This window comes from Flavobacterium sp. 25HG05S-40 (genome assembly GCF_052654735.1).
Genome location: NZ_CP199750.1, coordinates 1,511,781 through 1,527,826 on the forward strand (window position 1 = coordinate 1,511,781; position 16,046 = coordinate 1,527,826).

Here is a 16,046-nt window from a genome sequence, read left to right on the forward strand (position 1 = left end):
CTATATTTTCTCAAAATTCTCCAATATCTTTTGTTGCAACTCATTCCCTTTAGCAAACTGAGACTGCAATTGGTTTTTTAAGGCTTCCATTTTATCTTCAAAGGCAATACCGTCATCGGCTACTTCCTCAGTGCCTACATAAATACCGGGAGTTAGTTTGTAATCTTGTTTTTGTACTTCGGCTAAAGACGCATTATAGCTATAGCCGTCAGTGTTTTCATAGTTGCCTTCAATGTTGCGCCAGGCGTGGTAGGTTGCCGCTACTTTGTCAATATCAGCATCGGTAAATACGCGGAGCTTTCTGCTTTCCATAGTCCCCATTTTACTGGTGTCAATAAACAGGATTTCGTCGGTGCGTTTGCGGTGCTGTCCGTCCTTACCATCACGGTTACGGCTTAATATAAAGATACAAGCAGGTATGCCGGTAGTTAGAAACAATTTATCGGGTAGACGTACAATACAATCAATCATATTGTTGTTTACCATAAACTCACGTACATTCTTTTCGCCTTTGTTATTAGAGGTCATCGCTCCGTTAGCCATTACCACAGAGGCGGTTCCTTTGTCGCTCAAATGACTCCAAAAGGTCTGCATCCACATATAATTGGCACTACCATCGGTAGTAAATTCTTCTTTAGGGCCAAAGAGTCTTGGGTCATTTTCAGGCAAGTCTTCGGGGTGCCATTGGCTTACGTTAAAGGGCGGGTTAACTATGATAAAGTCGGCTTTCAAATCGGGGAACTTATCTTGTAACAAGGAATCGCCCAATCGTACATCAAAAGATAAGTCCCGTAGGGCTAAGTTCATTTTGCACAAACGCAAGGTACCATCATAACGCTCTTGTCCGTATATAGCAATGTTCTTTTTATCGCCGCCATGACTTTCTAAAAACTTCAGTGATTGTACAAACATACCGCCAGATCCACAAGCCGCATCAAAGATTTTGCCTTCATAGGGTTCAATCATTTCTACCATCAAACGTACAATACTACCGGGTGTAAAGAACTGTCCGGCACCGCTACCTTCCGCAAGGGCAAACTTACCGATGTAGTATTCATAAACACGCCCAAGGATGTCGCTTTCAGGGTTTTCTTTTTGGGAGAGTTTTGGGTTGGAAAGTAAGTTTATCAATCCGCCAACCTGTCGCGCTGTGAGCTGACTTTTTACAAAAATACGCGGCAATATTCCTTTTAAATCCGGTCGGTATTTGGCTAGTGTAGCATCTAAAGTATCAAAGGCATCATCTACAATAACCTTAATATTATCCTGTTCGGCATTGGCTTTTAAATAGTCCCAAGTCGCTTCCTTCGGAATGATGTAGACATTTTTAGATAAATACTCATCAGTGTCTTCAATAACATACTTAATCTCATCTTGGTCGTCTGTGTAATAAGAAGACGTTTTATCTTTAACTAGTTTTAGTAATTCTTCTTTGCGCATTTCGTAACGCTCTGACATGTGCTTGAGGAAAATCATTGGCAATACAAAGTCTTTGTATTGATTCTCAGCTACAGCACCCCGCAATTCGTTAGCCGCTTTCCAGAGTTCTTGTTCAAAATTAATGTCGGCTTTGACAGTATTAGTTTTAGCCATAAGGGTAAGATAAAATTATAGGTTAGTGTAATCCTCCAAACTTACCAAAATTCCCCCAATCCACCACCGTAAAAACACGGTATTTTCTGGTGAAAAACACGGTATCTTGAGGTGGTTTTTCCCATTTTGGGTTTTTGTGGAGTACTTTTTAGGAAGTGTTTGTAGTAGCTTGGTAAGATTCCTAAAAAGATGTAGTTCATCGAATAAGATAGGTAGTTCATCGATTTGCGATACTTTTTACCTACAAATTACGTTTTTAAATAAGCCTTAGTGTTTAAAGGGTGTGTTAGTTGTAACTGCTTGTTATTTAAGTTTTTATTAAGAATTTGGTAAGGCAGTTGGTATAATTTACGGCATGGCTTTTGGGCTCCTAAGGATGAGTAATTCAAAAGAAGTTTAACCAATTTGACACGTATGAGTAGTAAAGAATTTGTTATTTTACTAGAAATCATGAATGAATTGAAGCTCCTTATAGAATCGAAAGACGGAACCCCAACATCGGACGAAATATTCTTAAACAGTGACCAAATGGAGCGCTTGCTTAAATGCAGCCCTTCTACCTTGTACCGCTTGCGGAAAAAAGGTGTCGTGCCCTTTACGGTTATTGGAGGACGGTATTATTATCCGAAAAACTATTTTAACCGAGAAGTCATCAACAGTATTACTAAAAATGATCCTTCTCAAGAATTTGACGATTAACGCTAATGCACCCAAATTAATAAAGGCAGTACCAAACGGTGCTGCTTTTTTTTGTGCTTATTTTTTGGCATCATCGAGGTACGTTCACTTGTTTTCTCAAAGGGGTTTTCTCCCACCTTTGTTCGGGTGTTGTTCGCAAAAAGGGGTGTTTTTGCGAACAACACCCGAACAACACCCGAACAAAGGTGCAACAACACGTCAAAATCCGTCACCCTAAGTCATCGGCAGTCAAAAGCCATCAAAGGGCATCAAAACCCATCAATAGCGGTCAACTATTTGTCTGACTAACAAGCTGTTTATAGCTTTGTCTCGGTTAGTTAACGAAAAAGGCTGACCGTAGTATTAATCAAAAAAAATAGAAAAAATGGGAACGTACAACAAGGGCATTTTAGGCCCGTTTTCAGGAAAAGTAGGCACCGTAGTAGGTGCGAATTGGAGAGGTAAAGACGTTATGCGCTCTTTACCGAAAAAGACAGACAGGACTCCAACCGAGATCCAACTGCTGCAACGTGAGAAGTTTACTTTTGTAACTAATTTTTTAACGCCCTTAGCGCCGGTCATCGGAAAGCTGTTTGGGCAGAGTAGTGGGGAGCTCACGCGACGCAACCAAGCCATGTCGTATCACATGAAGGAAGCGGTGGCGTACAATGCACCCAACTTTGAAATGCTCTACAACAAAGTGCAAATTAGTAAAGGTGATTTGATTGGGTTGCAAAATCCTACGGTCGAATCGACTGCTGCCAATACCATTGCGTTTAGTTGGGAGGACAACTCGGGGGAAGGCGAAGCCCTGGCTGCCGATATCTTGGTGGTAGTATTGTATGCGCCATCAACGGAGCAGTATTTCTACTCGTTGAACGCCGCCGATCGTTCTGAAAGCACTGTTACCATCACAATTCCGACTTCATTTTCGGGTGTTGAGGTGCAAAGCTGGATTACGGTGACCCGCGCCGATGCTAAAAAGTATGCGACTAGTGTGTATTTGGGCGCTACGGTGGTGAGTTAAAAGGGGGTAAGATTAAAAAGTAATGTTGCTCAAAAAGGAAGCCGAGTCGTGAGACTCGGCTTTTGTGGTTATTTGTGTTATAGGACTAGTCATTTAGGCACATCAACACCCATTGACCATCCACTAACACATACTTGCACACTACTTTACGGACAACACCGTTAGTATTTGATGTAAGATGCAATTCATCCATTTTAAGGTCGTGTCCATCTTCTGCTAGAAGCATATTGCTAATATTTACAATTTTTGATAATGTTTTGGTTACTTTTTTGGGAACATATTTATTTGCCATGATATATAAATTTTATTGGTTACTTGTTGTTGTAGCTGTCTGAGTTGCTATAGGTGCTGATGGTTTTGTTTTTCCGATACCTGATAGGATGTCGGCAAAGCCATTTAAATACTGTTTAACATTCAAATCGAATGATAGGCCTATAAATGGCGTTCCATATAATTTCCTTGACTCCACATTATTACTGTCTTTTCTCAGGTCGAATAGCCATTGGGTACCTCCTGTAATCCTGATTACATTACTAAGGCGGAGTCCCACACCCGTTAGGAGCGAACTTTTTTCAAAGAAATTGGCACGTTCATTTTCTTTCTGCATATTAACAAGCGACCAACCTACCATGATAGAACAATATTGCTTCCAGTTCTTTTTATAGCTTTTGAATGGTAGGTCTTTATCTACTGCCATTAAATTGATATGAAATCCTAGGTAAGGAACAATTCCATACTCTAGATCTTTCCCTTTATTGCTGAACGCAGAGGTAACGACGCCAAAATCAGGTGTCAGTAATACTTTATTTCGAGTTTCAAAATTCAGATATGAGTTGCCCGAAGCCATAGAAGCTAAGTTGAAGTTAAATCCCGCATAAATATCGTTAGTAATTCGGGCCTCGATAGCTTTACGTAATCTGAGTAAATTTTTTAATTCTGTTTTTGCTGCTTGAAGGTGTCCAATCCAGCCCATCAGATTCGTTATTGATGCAGCAGTAGCTGCACTTACTGTTGACACTCCTTGCATCATATTTAATACTCTTTTTATGTTGTTCAGGAGATTTATTGAGGACTCTATATTTGCAATACGTTTATTAAGATCTGTTTGTACTGTACTGTTTATATTAACCGGATTACAATAAATACAGTCTAAAGAGATGGCACCATTTAAAACACTTTGTACATTGGGTTGAAGCACTGTACTGTTTATGTCACTCGCAATAGAATTGTTTATACCATCCTTACCTATGAGATACGTCACCGCATCCTTATTTATTGTTGCATCAACCGAGATTTGTTTAAGTGCTAAGTTGTCAAAAATAGGTGGAGCCGCAACCATTAAAGCAGAGTTTGCTAAAATAGTAGCATCATAAGTAGTTTTTGCTCCGTTATAGGCATTATATTCAGCTAAAATGTTGGTATTAAAACTTGCATCAAAAGCTGCTGGACTGAGGACATAAGCTGCACGGGTAAAATATCCAAAAACTAAATTTCCAAATATTTTTCTCATACTTGCTTCAAATTCATCTAGTGATTGAAGCGCTGTTGTTAGTAGTGCAGGATTTGGCGCACCTGGTCCATGCTGACTTAAATAATAATTATCGAAAAAGCCTAAAACTGCTGTCCCTAATTTTTTCTGCACGATGATTACATAATATGAAGCAGAAGGTTCAAGCTTAAAATCATCATCAAAATTTAGGAATAAGTAATTTTTCTTGGCAACTTTTTTTACATAGTAATAATTTTGAGGTATTACAGGAGGTGTATAAACACCTCCACCACTATTAATATAATGCTCAATTGACCGTGATAAATTGTAATGATTGTGTTTTTTTACAAAGTAAATGCTATTAACATCTTCAGCATCTATGGCTAATTTGATGGTGAATGCCTTGTTGTAAGGCATCACTTTTGAAGCAGACATAGATATTGAATCTATTTCGATAACATCAGTTTGAGAATACGATTTTATCCCTAGTAAAAGGAACATTATAAATATGCCTTTTTTAATGTTCTTTAATTCCATAATCAATATTTTGAAGTTTTGCCTACTCTTAACAGTTTTCGGCGTCCCTGTTATTGGTTTTAATTTTTATTTACCACTCATTATTTTTAGTTGGTTTTTAATTTCTGTAGAGAGTTTCCAACTATATCGTTCAAGTAATGTAGATGCTACAGAGGCCCACTTTGGAGATGTTTTATCTTTTAAAGATTCTTTATTACTTTTTAGTAATTGATTAATTTCAAATACAGAGTGGTATTGAGGATATACTCTTTCACATTGATTAAATTTATCAATGGTTTGCTCTACATCTTTGCTAAAAAGAAATTCAAAAGCTTCGGTAACTAATTTGTTAGCAGCATCAACTTTACTCAGAGAAGTAGCCGGATTATTTTCAAACTGTAGCTTAACTTTATTATCGATTTCTTTGCTATCAGTAAAAATTGCAATAGCAGAATCAGTCTTAATGGAAGGGTTGGTTTCTAAAGTTAAGCCTGCATTTTTATCTATTGTATTTTCTTTTTCTTCTTTTACCGCCATCACCTGAGGATATAAAACGGTTTCCGGGTCGTATATTTTTGATTTTATGGTAGCCAAAGCTTGCATGGCACTTTGTATAGTACTCTGATTTATTTCTGAAGGAAGAGGAAGTAAAGTCGTAACCTCTTTTGATTTTATACCAATTACCTCTATCATCAATGTCCCGTTTAATTTTCCTGCTTTAGCAGCAATCCCGATAGAAGAGATATCACCTATATTAATACCGGACTCAAAAGTGGTTATTTGTGATATCAATCGTAAACCAACACCAACGCGTTTGTATCCTAAAAATTTACCATCCTTATCCACTTGACCTAATGTTGCGAATTTCATATAATCCATAGTTATCTTATAACTAGAACCTTTTGCCGATAAAGTAACTGGGATATAACTGATTTTTCCATCAAAGTCGATTTGTCCAATGGAAACTAATACGGTTTCATTATTCAGAAAACTAAGTACTTCTTGAGGACTTAAAAGTTTAATTTCTTTTTCAACAAATTCGTCCTTAACTACGATATTAACTTTTGCATTATACTCTGTTGCATCAGTGGGTTCAAACCCTCTGAAGTTTTCATAAGTTTGCCCATTTTTGATTATAGATTTCTGTGAATCACAACTCATGACTATAGTGCTTACTAAAATTAAGAAGTGGATTTTTTTCATAATGTTTGTTTTATAATACTACCTACTCTTAACAGTTTTCGGCTTCCCTGTATTGCTATTTCAAAACTAATTAAGCTTTCATTTGTACTACTTCCGTAAACACCCCAAAAGGGGAGGGTATTTTACCTAATGCGTTGATTTATTAACAATTGCAAGGGTGTAAGAAAAAAAGTGTTATTTTAGTCATGCTGAAAGTAAATAGGGGTAAACCCCTAATGATATAGGTATTTACCCCAATCTGCATGCTTAGGTTATAATGATCTTTGGACATTACTAACCCTTAAAATTTAAGATCATGAACAAAAAAAAGTGGATAATTGCAATTTTGTTACTTTCCGTTATTATTGGTGGCGTTTACTACAATAAATATTTAAAGGATAAAATATTAATTGAAAAACAAGAACAGTATTTTGCCTCTTTAAATAATAAAAGCAACAAAGATGGATTTAGGAGAGATGATTGTGAAAAGGTTCTAATCATCAATAAAACTAACATCCCTGATTATACAACTTGGGGCACTACAGATTTTAATAATTATAGTATTGTAAACTATAACTGCAACTTTGATGCAAGTAGCTGTACAGCAGATGTAGTTCAATTTGACACCGAGAAGTACTTTGATAATCACAAAAGTGATATTACAAAAGAAAATTTTTCAAAATGGTTGCAAGATAATGGTACAAAAGGGTACATCTGCTTTAAACCCTCTTATCAAAATATTGAGAAGGCACATAGGGCAGATTTATTACTAAGTGGTATTCTTAGCAGTGTAGATGCTGATAAAACAAAAACATTTCAAGAAATACTTGATATTATTAATGAAGATGATTCTACTGCCTATGATAATGACCAATATGATAATTATATACACTTTTACTTCAATTTTTGGGGAACTTTAAAAATGGAGTTAAGCCCTACTTTTAGTTCAGACGGAGGCTACTTTTCGATTCAACTGCTTAAGAGTATAATTTATAGAAGAAATAATAATACCAATTCCAATGATGATATAACTCCGGCTACCGAATTTGAATTTAGAAATGTTCCTTTGGGGTACAGCCAAAAAAGAGTTGTTTTTTCTATAAAAACAGGAAACGGTGACGAAGCTGATTTTTATGATTACTCTCAGATACCACCCGGTACTTCAGATGTTAATATGTATGCATTTTCACCACTATAGCTGATCTTTTACCACTTTTAACTTATATAAATTATGAAAGAACTGAACGAAAAACACGTATGTGAGAAATGTTTAGCATTTTTTAAAGAGTATCCTTATAACGCTTCTATTGCCGCACAAATAAATTGGTTGCGCTCTGCAGTGCCGGATGATATCGACCCAAGTCTTTATGAATGTATCTTAGGCTTACGTAAAATAGAAAACGAAGTGACATATAATCAAATCGTTAGAGATTATTGGCAGGATAATGAGCCTGTTTATACTGAAATAAAGCTGCAAAAAATTAGAGATGAATATTTTGACCTTGCAAAAAACTATGTATATTATATATCGTTTCCTTTTACAGAAGAAGTTATTGAGTACAAATTGGTGAGCACATTTACGACTTCACCTCCTTGCTATTCTATTCCTTTTTTTGAGGCACTCGCCGAGAAATATAAAAAGACGGCTCTTTTGAAATTAAGTCTTGGAAAGGTTGAGGGTAAGGTAACGGTTGTTTTTGCGATTGTTGGAAGTGATGACAGTTTTTATGATTACTCGCAAATACCGCCTCATGGTATAATCGATACTCCAAAACAACTACCCTTTTAAATAGTATGATTGATTTTATTGTAACTAATATAAACTTAACTCAGGTGCTAGTGCTAGTTACTTTAGTTTATTTTTTGTTTTATATAGATACTAAAATTACGAATCATATCCGACTTTTAATAGTGCTTTTAGTGTGCTTAAGTACCGAAATCACAGCCTTATTTTTAATTCATAATGATAGTTATGAGGCTGTTGGTTTTTTATATTCAATAAGCATACTATTTCATCATGCTATTTGGCTTATTATTTTAACGAATTCCGAAATGGGAAAGAACTTTATAAAGTTTGTAGTACCTGCTTATATTTTATTTGGACTACTAAACTTATGCTTATTTGAGGGAATTCATAGTTTTAATTATTACACTTTTGTAATGGGAGCGTTGCTCTATGTGGCCATTTTTATTGGCTTAAGTTTTAAAAATCTTAAGGAAGAAAATTTACATTTTTTTCAATTGAATGACTACATTCTTTTGTTTGCTCCAGTGATGTTTTTTTTAGGTTTAAGTTTTAACTTCTGCTTCAGATCGCATGAACTGAGTGCTACTATTATCTTTAAAGATGTTAAACTTTATACGTTTTTAAATTACTTTGTCAATATTATTTATTACGGGGCAGTCGTTACATATATTCAAAAAAGTAAAAGAATTAGAAATGAGTAAAGAAATTGCTTTTGGTATAATCATAGGATTATTATTTGTCACCCTTATTGTTTTGTTTTGCATATTGATAGTCAAACTCTACATAAAAAAAATCAAGGAGCATAACGCTAAGCAACTTGCTTTTCAAAAAACACTGAACCAGACCGTCATGGAAACCTATGAACAAGCGGCTTCCAATATTTCTGGCGATTTGCACGATGATGTTGGGCAGCAGCTTACTGTTATCAACCTACAGTTGGAACACCTAAAATATGATTCTCCTGATTTGGAGATAGCCTTGAATCCGGTATCGGAATCGCTCAGTACCTTATCGCAGTCTATTCGCAGTATCAGTCACTCGCTTAACAATCAGTTGGTGGTGCAACAAGATTTGCTCAAAGGCATTGCCGCCGAAGTGGAGCGCCTTAAACAAAGAACCGGCATCTCAGTAAGCTTTGCTTTCGAGCCCAAAGCACGAAAGGAATTTACCACTAACGAGAAAATCATTATCTATCGCATCTTTCAGGAGTGTATTAATAACAGTTTCAAACACGCTAAGGCCAGCAGTATAAAGGTCGCTATAACCGTTACGCCCCGATTTGAAATGACCATCACGGATAACGGAGTGGGTTTTGATACCTTAAAAAATACTAAAAAAGCGTCACTCGGACTGCTCAGCATGAACAGTAGGGCCGCGGCGATAGGGTATACGTTAACGATAGCTTCAACACCCAATAAAGGAACCACCATAACCCTCTCTGAGGATATAACCAACTGATTTTATGGAAAACACTACACTCTGCATTATTGACGACCACGCTATTGTGCGTCACGGCTTAAAAGAATTATTGCACAAAATGGGTAACTATAAAGTCCTGCACGAGTTTGATAATGGTGATGATTTTTTGGCTGCATTGCCGCTAAATCCGGAGCCGCAACTCTACATTCTCGATTATTCGATGCCCAATAAAAATGGTATTGAAGTGTTGCAGGCCTTGGAAGAGCACCATGAAGAACTTCGGGTATTGCTGCTTACCCAACATTTTGATGAAGAGATCATCAATGCGGCCTACCATCACGGTGCAAGAGGTTTTCTGCATAAAAACTGTACGGCTCACGATCTTAAGTTTGCCATCGATAACATCATCAAAATTGGATACAATAACGTTTCCGAAATCTTAAAGCGCATCCGAAACTATGATAACAATGGGGAGAAAAAAGCAAACGATATTGTTTTGTCCCGACGCGAATTGGATTTCCTGACCTTGGTGTGTGATGAACGGGAATTAACCTATGAGCAGATGGCTGATAGTATGAATCTCTCCATAAAATCCATTGAGACCTACAGAGCCACTTTGTTTGAACGGTATAACATTAAATCGAAGGTAGGACTAGTTTTGTTTTCGTATAAATACCAACTGACAGCGCCTTTTATATAGCGGAAGTAGCTTCCAATTTTCAATGCTTTTATATTGATTCCTTTCTTGAATTCTCAGTTTAGGCATAAAAGAATGGCTAACGTTTGCTCTATCATAAAGCTTGCTTTCGATTCATTTCGTATACCAATGTTTCTATTAATATTTTAGCGTCTTTATGTTTTAATAATGTAGCTGATTGTCCTGCCCAATAGGATTTAAATTCAGGATTTGAGTTTTCGGTCGCTGGATATGCTTTTAGTAAGCCCATAAAATTACTTTGCAAAGGATAGGGCGCCAGCAAGGCTTCGTGATTCTTTAATTCTTCGGTAAGTCTGTTTCTGATGCCTCTTGATAGCCTTCCAGTAAATATTTTTGTAAGTGTTGTGTATTTTGCATCCGATGTAAACAATTTGTCTTTATGATCTTGTGAGGCGTTTGATTGAGTTGTTGCTAGAAAAGCGGTTCCCATTTGTACTGCGTCAGCACCCAAAGCCAATGCTGCTTTTATTCCTCTTGCATCTGCAATTCCTCCAGCCGCTATTATCGGAATTTTCACATTGTCTGCAACTTGCGGAATAAGTGAAAATGTCCCCGTCAAAGAATCTTCCGCCGACTTCAAAAAGGACACCCTATGGCCACCTGCTTCAAAACCTGTTGCCACTATGGCATCAACTCCTGCATTCTCCAAATCGATTGCTTCATCTATTGTAGTTGCCGTACCTACTGTTTTTATGCCAAGTCTTCTACAATTTTCTAAAATGTCTGACGACGGTATGCCATAAACAAAACTAAATACCGCTGGTTTAGATTCATAAATAGCTTCAATTTGTTCTTCAAATTTAGCACCCAGATTAGTTGGTCTTTCTGGTATTGGCAACCCTAATTCATTAAAGTACGGTTTAAATAATTCTGTGAGTTTTTTATAATTTTCTTCGCCAAAAGCTGCTAAATGAGCATCTCTGTCGTTAATCCATAAGTTAATATTAAAATGCTTGTTGGTAAATTTTCTTATTTCGTTACAGGTTTCAATAATTTCTTTTGAAGAAAAGGGTTGACCTCCAAACGAACCTAATCCACCAGCGTTTGACACAGTGCTTGTAAGTTTTACGGAGGATAGGCCACCACCAAATGGACCTTGAACTATTGGGTACTCTATTCCTAACAGTTTGGTAAATTTTGTTTTATTCCACATGTTTTTGTACTATTAAATCTTGATTGTTGGATAAAAGATAAAAGCGAAGTGCTTGAAACAACTTCTAAAATACTTGCTTTTTTAGGCACTTCGCCTTCTCTATACTATTAGTTTAGGGTTGTGCCTGTCCTACAAGTTTGAATTGTAACACAAAATCATCGTAAATTAACCTGTCTCCCAGGTTGTCAATAAATTTTCCAGAACCGTAACGAATATTGTATAATGTTCTATCAATTACTACTTCACCAAGGGAATGCAAAGTATCTGTAAATATTTCTACTCCGGCTATAAAACTGATAGGGTGTGAAATGTCTTTGATAGCGAGATTTCCATCTATTTTGAATTTATTGTTTTCAATTTTACTTGAACCAGTGATCGTTAGTGTAGCGGTTTTAAATTTATCAACCGAGAAAAAATCATCGTTTTTTAAATGTGCTAAAAAATCATCGTGAGTCTTTTTGTCTTCAATGTCGGTAATCACAATTGAAGTCATATCTATTTGGACTTCTCCACCTACAATTGTGTTGTCTGTAATTTCAATAAAGCCATTAGCGATATTGATGCTTCCCGTATGTAACCCTAAAACTTTTTTACCAGTCCAGTTTACAGTACTACTTGCTTGTTGAATTTGAAATTTTGCCATTTTATTTTATTTGTTTTAAAATTTATGGCACAAATGTCTATCACATTTAAAGAAAGCGAAAGGACCTACATCACAACTTTTTGGTGATGTACATCACATTATTTTGAAGACGAGTTAAGTCTGCTAAGTGTTTCCCTTGTAACCCCTAAATAAGAAGCAATAAGTTGTTTGGGAACTTTTTGGAAAAGCTGAGGATATAATTGTAATAATTGGTCGTATTTTTCTTTGGCGTTATTACTCAATAAAGAAAGTATTCGTTGTTGAAGAGCAACATTACGTTTATTGGTTTTCTTTCTAAAGAAGTGTTCTATTTTATGAATTTCTGCGCAAAGTTTTTCCCTATGCTGAAATGATAAGCAAAGTAATTCGCTGTCTTCAATGCAGTCAATATTTATGGTTGCTTTTGATTGATTGTAGTAGGCCTCATAGTCAGTAATCCACCAGTCTTGCATTCCAAACTGCAAAATGTGTTCTTTACCATTTTTGTCTGTGAAGTATGATTTTAAACAGCCATTCAAGAGGAAAAAGTCGTTGGGCACATTTTCGCCTTCTTGTAAAACAAATTGATGTTTTTTGAATTTTTTACTTATGAAGTGTGACAAAACATATTCAAATTCTGCGTCAGTAAGTGGTGTTATTCTCTCTATTTGTTGTCGTAAAATATCGCTCATTACTCTGATATTTGTTTATTGATGTCTTGCTATTTAGGGTAGTCTTTTACAATGATCGCCAACGTTTTGCGCATAGGTATCATTGCAACGAAAGCGGAAACTAGTATCCTCCGCTAAGATAGAGTTTATTCGTGAAAATGGAATGGATGCTACAGATAACTAGCAGCATTCGCTTATACGTTGTTAGCAATTGTTCCTCTTTAAAATTTAAAGTTTTGTTTTGGAGTATAAATAACTTTAAGATTAGCATTTAATTCCGGGATGTCTTCTTGCATGCTCTCTACGGAATCATACGCATTAAAAAACACCCAATTTTTCCCTTTATCATAGGACATTGCAATGACAGTGTACGAGTTCGTGTTCTCTGTTTTCTCGACATCAGTACTAGTAATTTCCGTAAAAGTAAATTGGTACGCTTGGTTGTCAAGATATATTTTTCCTATTGTACTGATACTTCCTTTTGTGATTCTTGGGGTTGAAGCATTGTTCTGGAACACCTTTTCTTTTCCGGCTTGTTTTAAAATTACAGGATGCACATATTTTAGATACTCATTTACATTTTTTTCTTTGTGTGCTTGTATACAGGCACTGTAATTTTTAAACGCTTTTACCTTCAAACTAATGGTGTCAGCGCTTTGACCAAAGCTAAAATTGGTAAAGAAAAACAAAATCAATAGGAGCTGAGTAGTTTGTTTCATAATCGTTTTTTTTCAATGACTGCTAACATAATGCGAGTGATAGCGTGCCGACTATTTTTAAGTATAGTGGTAAAGATACAGCATTATGCTTTTAGTATTTTCTATTAAAATTGAAATTTATAGCCAAAATCTGGAAACAAACCAATTTGGTCAATTCGATTCACTTGATTTGTTAAACGATTATAACGGCTTACGAAAATATTTTTATTGTTAGTTACATTCTGAATTTCGCAATAAAAAATGTGAGATTGTTTACGCTTTTTACTGTTAAATTTAATTCCGGTTCTCAAGTCTAATCTAAAATACGCATCATATTGTTGGCTATAAGCATTTGCTTCATCATTAATTTGATAACCTGCGTTTTGTGATGCCATTAAATCAATTGGCGAATAAAATCGTCCACCGGAAGTTGTTATTTTTCCATCTAATGATAAAACAGTACGTTTTGATTTCCCAATTGTAAATTCTTTTCCGCCTAAGGCATTGATAACATATTTGTTGTTGAAAGGCGAGTTCCTCTCAATTCCGTCGCTTCCTTTGTATTTACTTTCAAAGAACGATGTGGTCAAAAGCGCATGGTATCCTTTGCTAAAGAATTTTTCTATGGTTAATTCTAGTCCAATATTATTTCCTTTTCCGTTGCTTACCAAGGATGTTTTATCCGTTGAATATCCAAAATCGGAACCTTCTGTTAAAGTTGAATAGCTACTAGCAAAATCTTCAACACCGGCATTCCTAATACTTTGATAATATATTTCGGCTTTTCCTCGCCATTTGTCTGCCAATTTCACATCATAGCCCAAAACATAATGTTGACTTTGAACCAATTTTAAGTTTTTATTGGTTTGAACTAAGTTTCCTCCAATAATTTCGTTTTGAAATAAAATAGGGGCAGGAACATTTTGATGATGCAAACCATATCCTAAGTTAACGGAATTATTGTTGTTCACCTTATACGTTACAGATGTTCTTTGTTCTATAACAAATTGATTGTTTACAGAAAACGACTGTCCGTGAAGTCCGCCATTAAAAGTAAATTTTTCAGACAATCTGATTTGGACTTGTGCATAAGGTTGTAATATAGTATAATCGCCTTTGGTTTTATAGATGGTATTCAAGTCTTCAAATCCATCGCCGTTAGCGTCAGTTTGTTTAAACCGATCTAACAAATTAAAATTGATATCAAAAAACTCAAACAACACACCTCCTCTAAAAGTAACGTTTTTATTTATTTTGGAGTTAAATAAGGAACTTATTGTAATTCGATTTTCAGTATTATCACTTTCTGTATAACGAATCTTGTTTTCGGTTGGAGTTCCAATATCAAACAATCGATCTTCTTCGTAACTATTTAAAGAATTAGAAGTGCCAATCGTTGTTTTTAAAAATGAATTGTTTCCTGTCGAAATCTTATGTGTAAGTCCAATAGCATAAAAATCAGAGTTTAATTTTTGATTGGCATCTTTTGCCGAAAATAAGTCATCATCGGAAGCATCTTTTCCAAGAAATTCAATATTAGAAAATCCGGCAATCCCGAAAAGGGTACAATTGCCTAATTTACTTTTTCCAAAATCAAGATTAAACGAAACGTCGTTATAATTTGGTATTGCTGCTCCAGTTCCAGATCCGCCAAGATAACCTGCAATGCCGTAACGACCCGCAACTAAAAACGAACCTTGATTTTTCCCCATAGGTCCTTCTGCCATAAACTCGACTCCCGGATAAGCGCCAACTCCAGCTGTAAATTCATAATCATCTTTATTTCCTTTTCTAAAACTCAAATCAAACACACCGCTAATGGCATTTCCATATTCGGCAGGAAAAGCAGAAGTTAAAAAATCGGAATTGGCTAACATATTAGGGTTTAAAGCGGAAACGGGACTTCCTGTTGTTCCTAACGTTGAAAAATGATTGGGACTTGGTACCGGAATTCCTTCAATGCGCCACAACATTCCTGATGGTGAATTTCCTCGAACTACAATATCGTTTCTACTATCGTTTGCAGCAGAGACTCCAGCAAAATTTGCAACTAATCGTGCCACATCGCTTCTGCCTCCAGCATATCTATTGACTTCTTCTACACTAAATTGTCGAGTAGAAACTGCTGCCATTTTATTGATAGCTTTTATTTTGCCATTATCAGATGTAATCACTACTTCTTGGAGTGTAGTGAAAGTTTCGGTTAATGCTATGGATAGAAAAACATCCTTACCTGTTGTAACATCAATATTTGGAACCGAACTGTTTTCATAACCCGCAAAATTAATGTCGATTATTTGTCTTCCGATTGGCACATTTTGTAATGTGAAATTTCCGTTTACATCTGTTATCGCTGCGTTGTTTTCAACATTTACAAGTACAACAGAAACGCCTTGCAATGGTTTTTCAGATAATTTGTCGGTTATTTTGCCTTTTATAATTCCGTTTTGGGAGAAAACGTTTAATCCGATTAATAAACAGAAGGCTAACAATACATTTTTCATAGTAATTAGTTTTAAAGTATAAAACAAAA

General features: G+C 35.8%; 16 protein-coding genes. 7 read left to right on the forward strand and 9 right to left on the reverse strand.

What is annotated here, in order from left to right; all coding sequences use genetic code 11:
* Positions 1 to 1,593 (reverse strand): N-6 DNA methylase, encoded by a 1,593-nt coding sequence (locus ACULEU_RS06465; protein WP_445454630.1) that lies wholly within the window; start codon positions 1,591 to 1,593, stop codon positions 1 to 3.
* 414 nt (positions 1,594 to 2,007) lie between these two features.
* Here ACULEU_RS06465 and ACULEU_RS06470 point away from each other — a divergent pair, with 414 nt between their 5' ends.
* Both ACULEU_RS06470 and ACULEU_RS06475 read left to right on the forward strand, forming a co-directional pair.
* Positions 2,008 to 2,292: a helix-turn-helix domain-containing protein gene (locus ACULEU_RS06470; RefSeq protein ID WP_445454631.1), complete on the forward strand. Its 285-nt coding sequence runs from the start codon at positions 2,008 to 2,010 to the stop codon at positions 2,290 to 2,292.
* A 451-nt stretch (positions 2,293 to 2,743) separates the two neighbouring features.
* Positions 2,744 to 3,298 (forward strand): DUF6266 family protein, encoded by a 555-nt coding sequence (locus tag ACULEU_RS06475; RefSeq protein ID WP_445454835.1) that lies wholly within the window; start codon positions 2,744 to 2,746, stop codon positions 3,296 to 3,298.
* An 85-nt stretch (positions 3,299 to 3,383) separates the two neighbouring features.
* Here ACULEU_RS06475 and ACULEU_RS06480 read toward each other — a convergent pair whose 3' ends face one another.
* The 3 genes from ACULEU_RS06480 to ACULEU_RS06490 all read right to left on the reverse strand — a co-directional run bounded on the left by ACULEU_RS06480 (position 3,384) and on the right by ACULEU_RS06490 (position 6,506).
* Positions 3,384 to 3,524, reverse strand: coding sequence for a hypothetical protein (locus tag ACULEU_RS06480; protein ID WP_445454632.1), 141 nt, complete (start codon positions 3,522 to 3,524; stop codon positions 3,384 to 3,386).
* Between the two features lie 78 nt (positions 3,525 to 3,602).
* Positions 3,603 to 5,324 carry a hypothetical protein gene (locus ACULEU_RS06485; RefSeq protein ID WP_445454633.1) on the reverse strand — a complete coding sequence of 574 codons (1,722 nt, stop codon included), beginning with the start codon at positions 5,322 to 5,324 and terminating at the stop codon, positions 3,603 to 3,605.
* A gap of 66 nt (positions 5,325 to 5,390) precedes the next feature.
* Entirely contained in the window at positions 5,391 to 6,506 is a 1,116-nt protein-coding gene (locus ACULEU_RS06490; RefSeq protein ID WP_445454634.1) for a hypothetical protein, read from the reverse strand.
* 295 nt (positions 6,507 to 6,801) lie between these two features.
* On the opposite strand from ACULEU_RS06490, the gene ACULEU_RS06495 reads away from it, so the two are divergent.
* The 5 genes from ACULEU_RS06495 to ACULEU_RS06515 all read left to right on the forward strand — a co-directional run bounded on the left by ACULEU_RS06495 (position 6,802) and on the right by ACULEU_RS06515 (position 10,351).
* Complete coding sequence (locus ACULEU_RS06495) at positions 6,802 to 7,683, forward strand: hypothetical protein (RefSeq protein WP_445454635.1); 882 nt, start codon at positions 6,802 to 6,804, stop codon at positions 7,681 to 7,683.
* A 33-nt stretch (positions 7,684 to 7,716) separates the two neighbouring features.
* Positions 7,717 to 8,274, forward strand: coding sequence for a hypothetical protein (locus tag ACULEU_RS06500; RefSeq protein ID WP_445454636.1), 558 nt, complete (start codon positions 7,717 to 7,719; stop codon positions 8,272 to 8,274).
* 5 nt (positions 8,275 to 8,279) lie between these two features.
* The gene (locus ACULEU_RS06505) at positions 8,280 to 8,933 is read left to right on the forward strand and encodes a hypothetical protein (protein ID WP_445454637.1); all 654 of its coding nucleotides are present in this window, start codon (positions 8,280 to 8,282) and stop codon (positions 8,931 to 8,933) included.
* A gap of 148 nt (positions 8,934 to 9,081) precedes the next feature.
* The gene (locus tag ACULEU_RS06510; RefSeq protein WP_445454638.1) at positions 9,082 to 9,690 is read left to right on the forward strand and encodes a sensor histidine kinase; all 609 of its coding nucleotides are present in this window, start codon (positions 9,082 to 9,084) and stop codon (positions 9,688 to 9,690) included.
* Positions 9,691 to 9,694: 4 nt separating this feature from the next.
* Positions 9,695 to 10,351, forward strand: a complete 657-nt coding sequence (locus ACULEU_RS06515; protein WP_445454639.1) for a response regulator — start codon at positions 9,695 to 9,697, stop codon at positions 10,349 to 10,351.
* Between the two features lie 91 nt (positions 10,352 to 10,442).
* On the opposite strand, the gene ACULEU_RS06520 is transcribed toward ACULEU_RS06515, so the two are convergent.
* The 5 genes from ACULEU_RS06520 to ACULEU_RS06540 all read right to left on the reverse strand — a co-directional run bounded on the left by ACULEU_RS06520 (position 10,443) and on the right by ACULEU_RS06540 (position 16,017).
* Positions 10,443 to 11,522, reverse strand: coding sequence for an NAD(P)H-dependent flavin oxidoreductase (locus ACULEU_RS06520; RefSeq protein WP_445454640.1), 1,080 nt, complete (start codon positions 11,520 to 11,522; stop codon positions 10,443 to 10,445).
* Positions 11,523 to 11,634: 112 nt separating this feature from the next.
* A complete protein-coding gene (locus tag ACULEU_RS06525; RefSeq protein WP_445454641.1) occupies positions 11,635 to 12,165 on the reverse strand; it encodes a YceI family protein in 531 nt (176 codons plus the stop codon).
* 98 nt (positions 12,166 to 12,263) lie between these two features.
* Positions 12,264 to 12,836: a Crp/Fnr family transcriptional regulator gene (locus tag ACULEU_RS06530; protein ID WP_445454642.1), complete on the reverse strand. Its 573-nt coding sequence runs from the start codon at positions 12,834 to 12,836 to the stop codon at positions 12,264 to 12,266.
* A 200-nt stretch (positions 12,837 to 13,036) separates the two neighbouring features.
* Positions 13,037 to 13,534, reverse strand: a complete 498-nt coding sequence (locus ACULEU_RS06535; protein ID WP_445454643.1) for a hypothetical protein — start codon at positions 13,532 to 13,534, stop codon at positions 13,037 to 13,039.
* 104 nt (positions 13,535 to 13,638) lie between these two features.
* Positions 13,639 to 16,017: a TonB-dependent receptor gene (locus ACULEU_RS06540; protein WP_445454644.1), complete on the reverse strand. Its 2,379-nt coding sequence runs from the start codon at positions 16,015 to 16,017 to the stop codon at positions 13,639 to 13,641.
* Positions 16,018 to 16,046 lie beyond the last annotated feature (29 nt).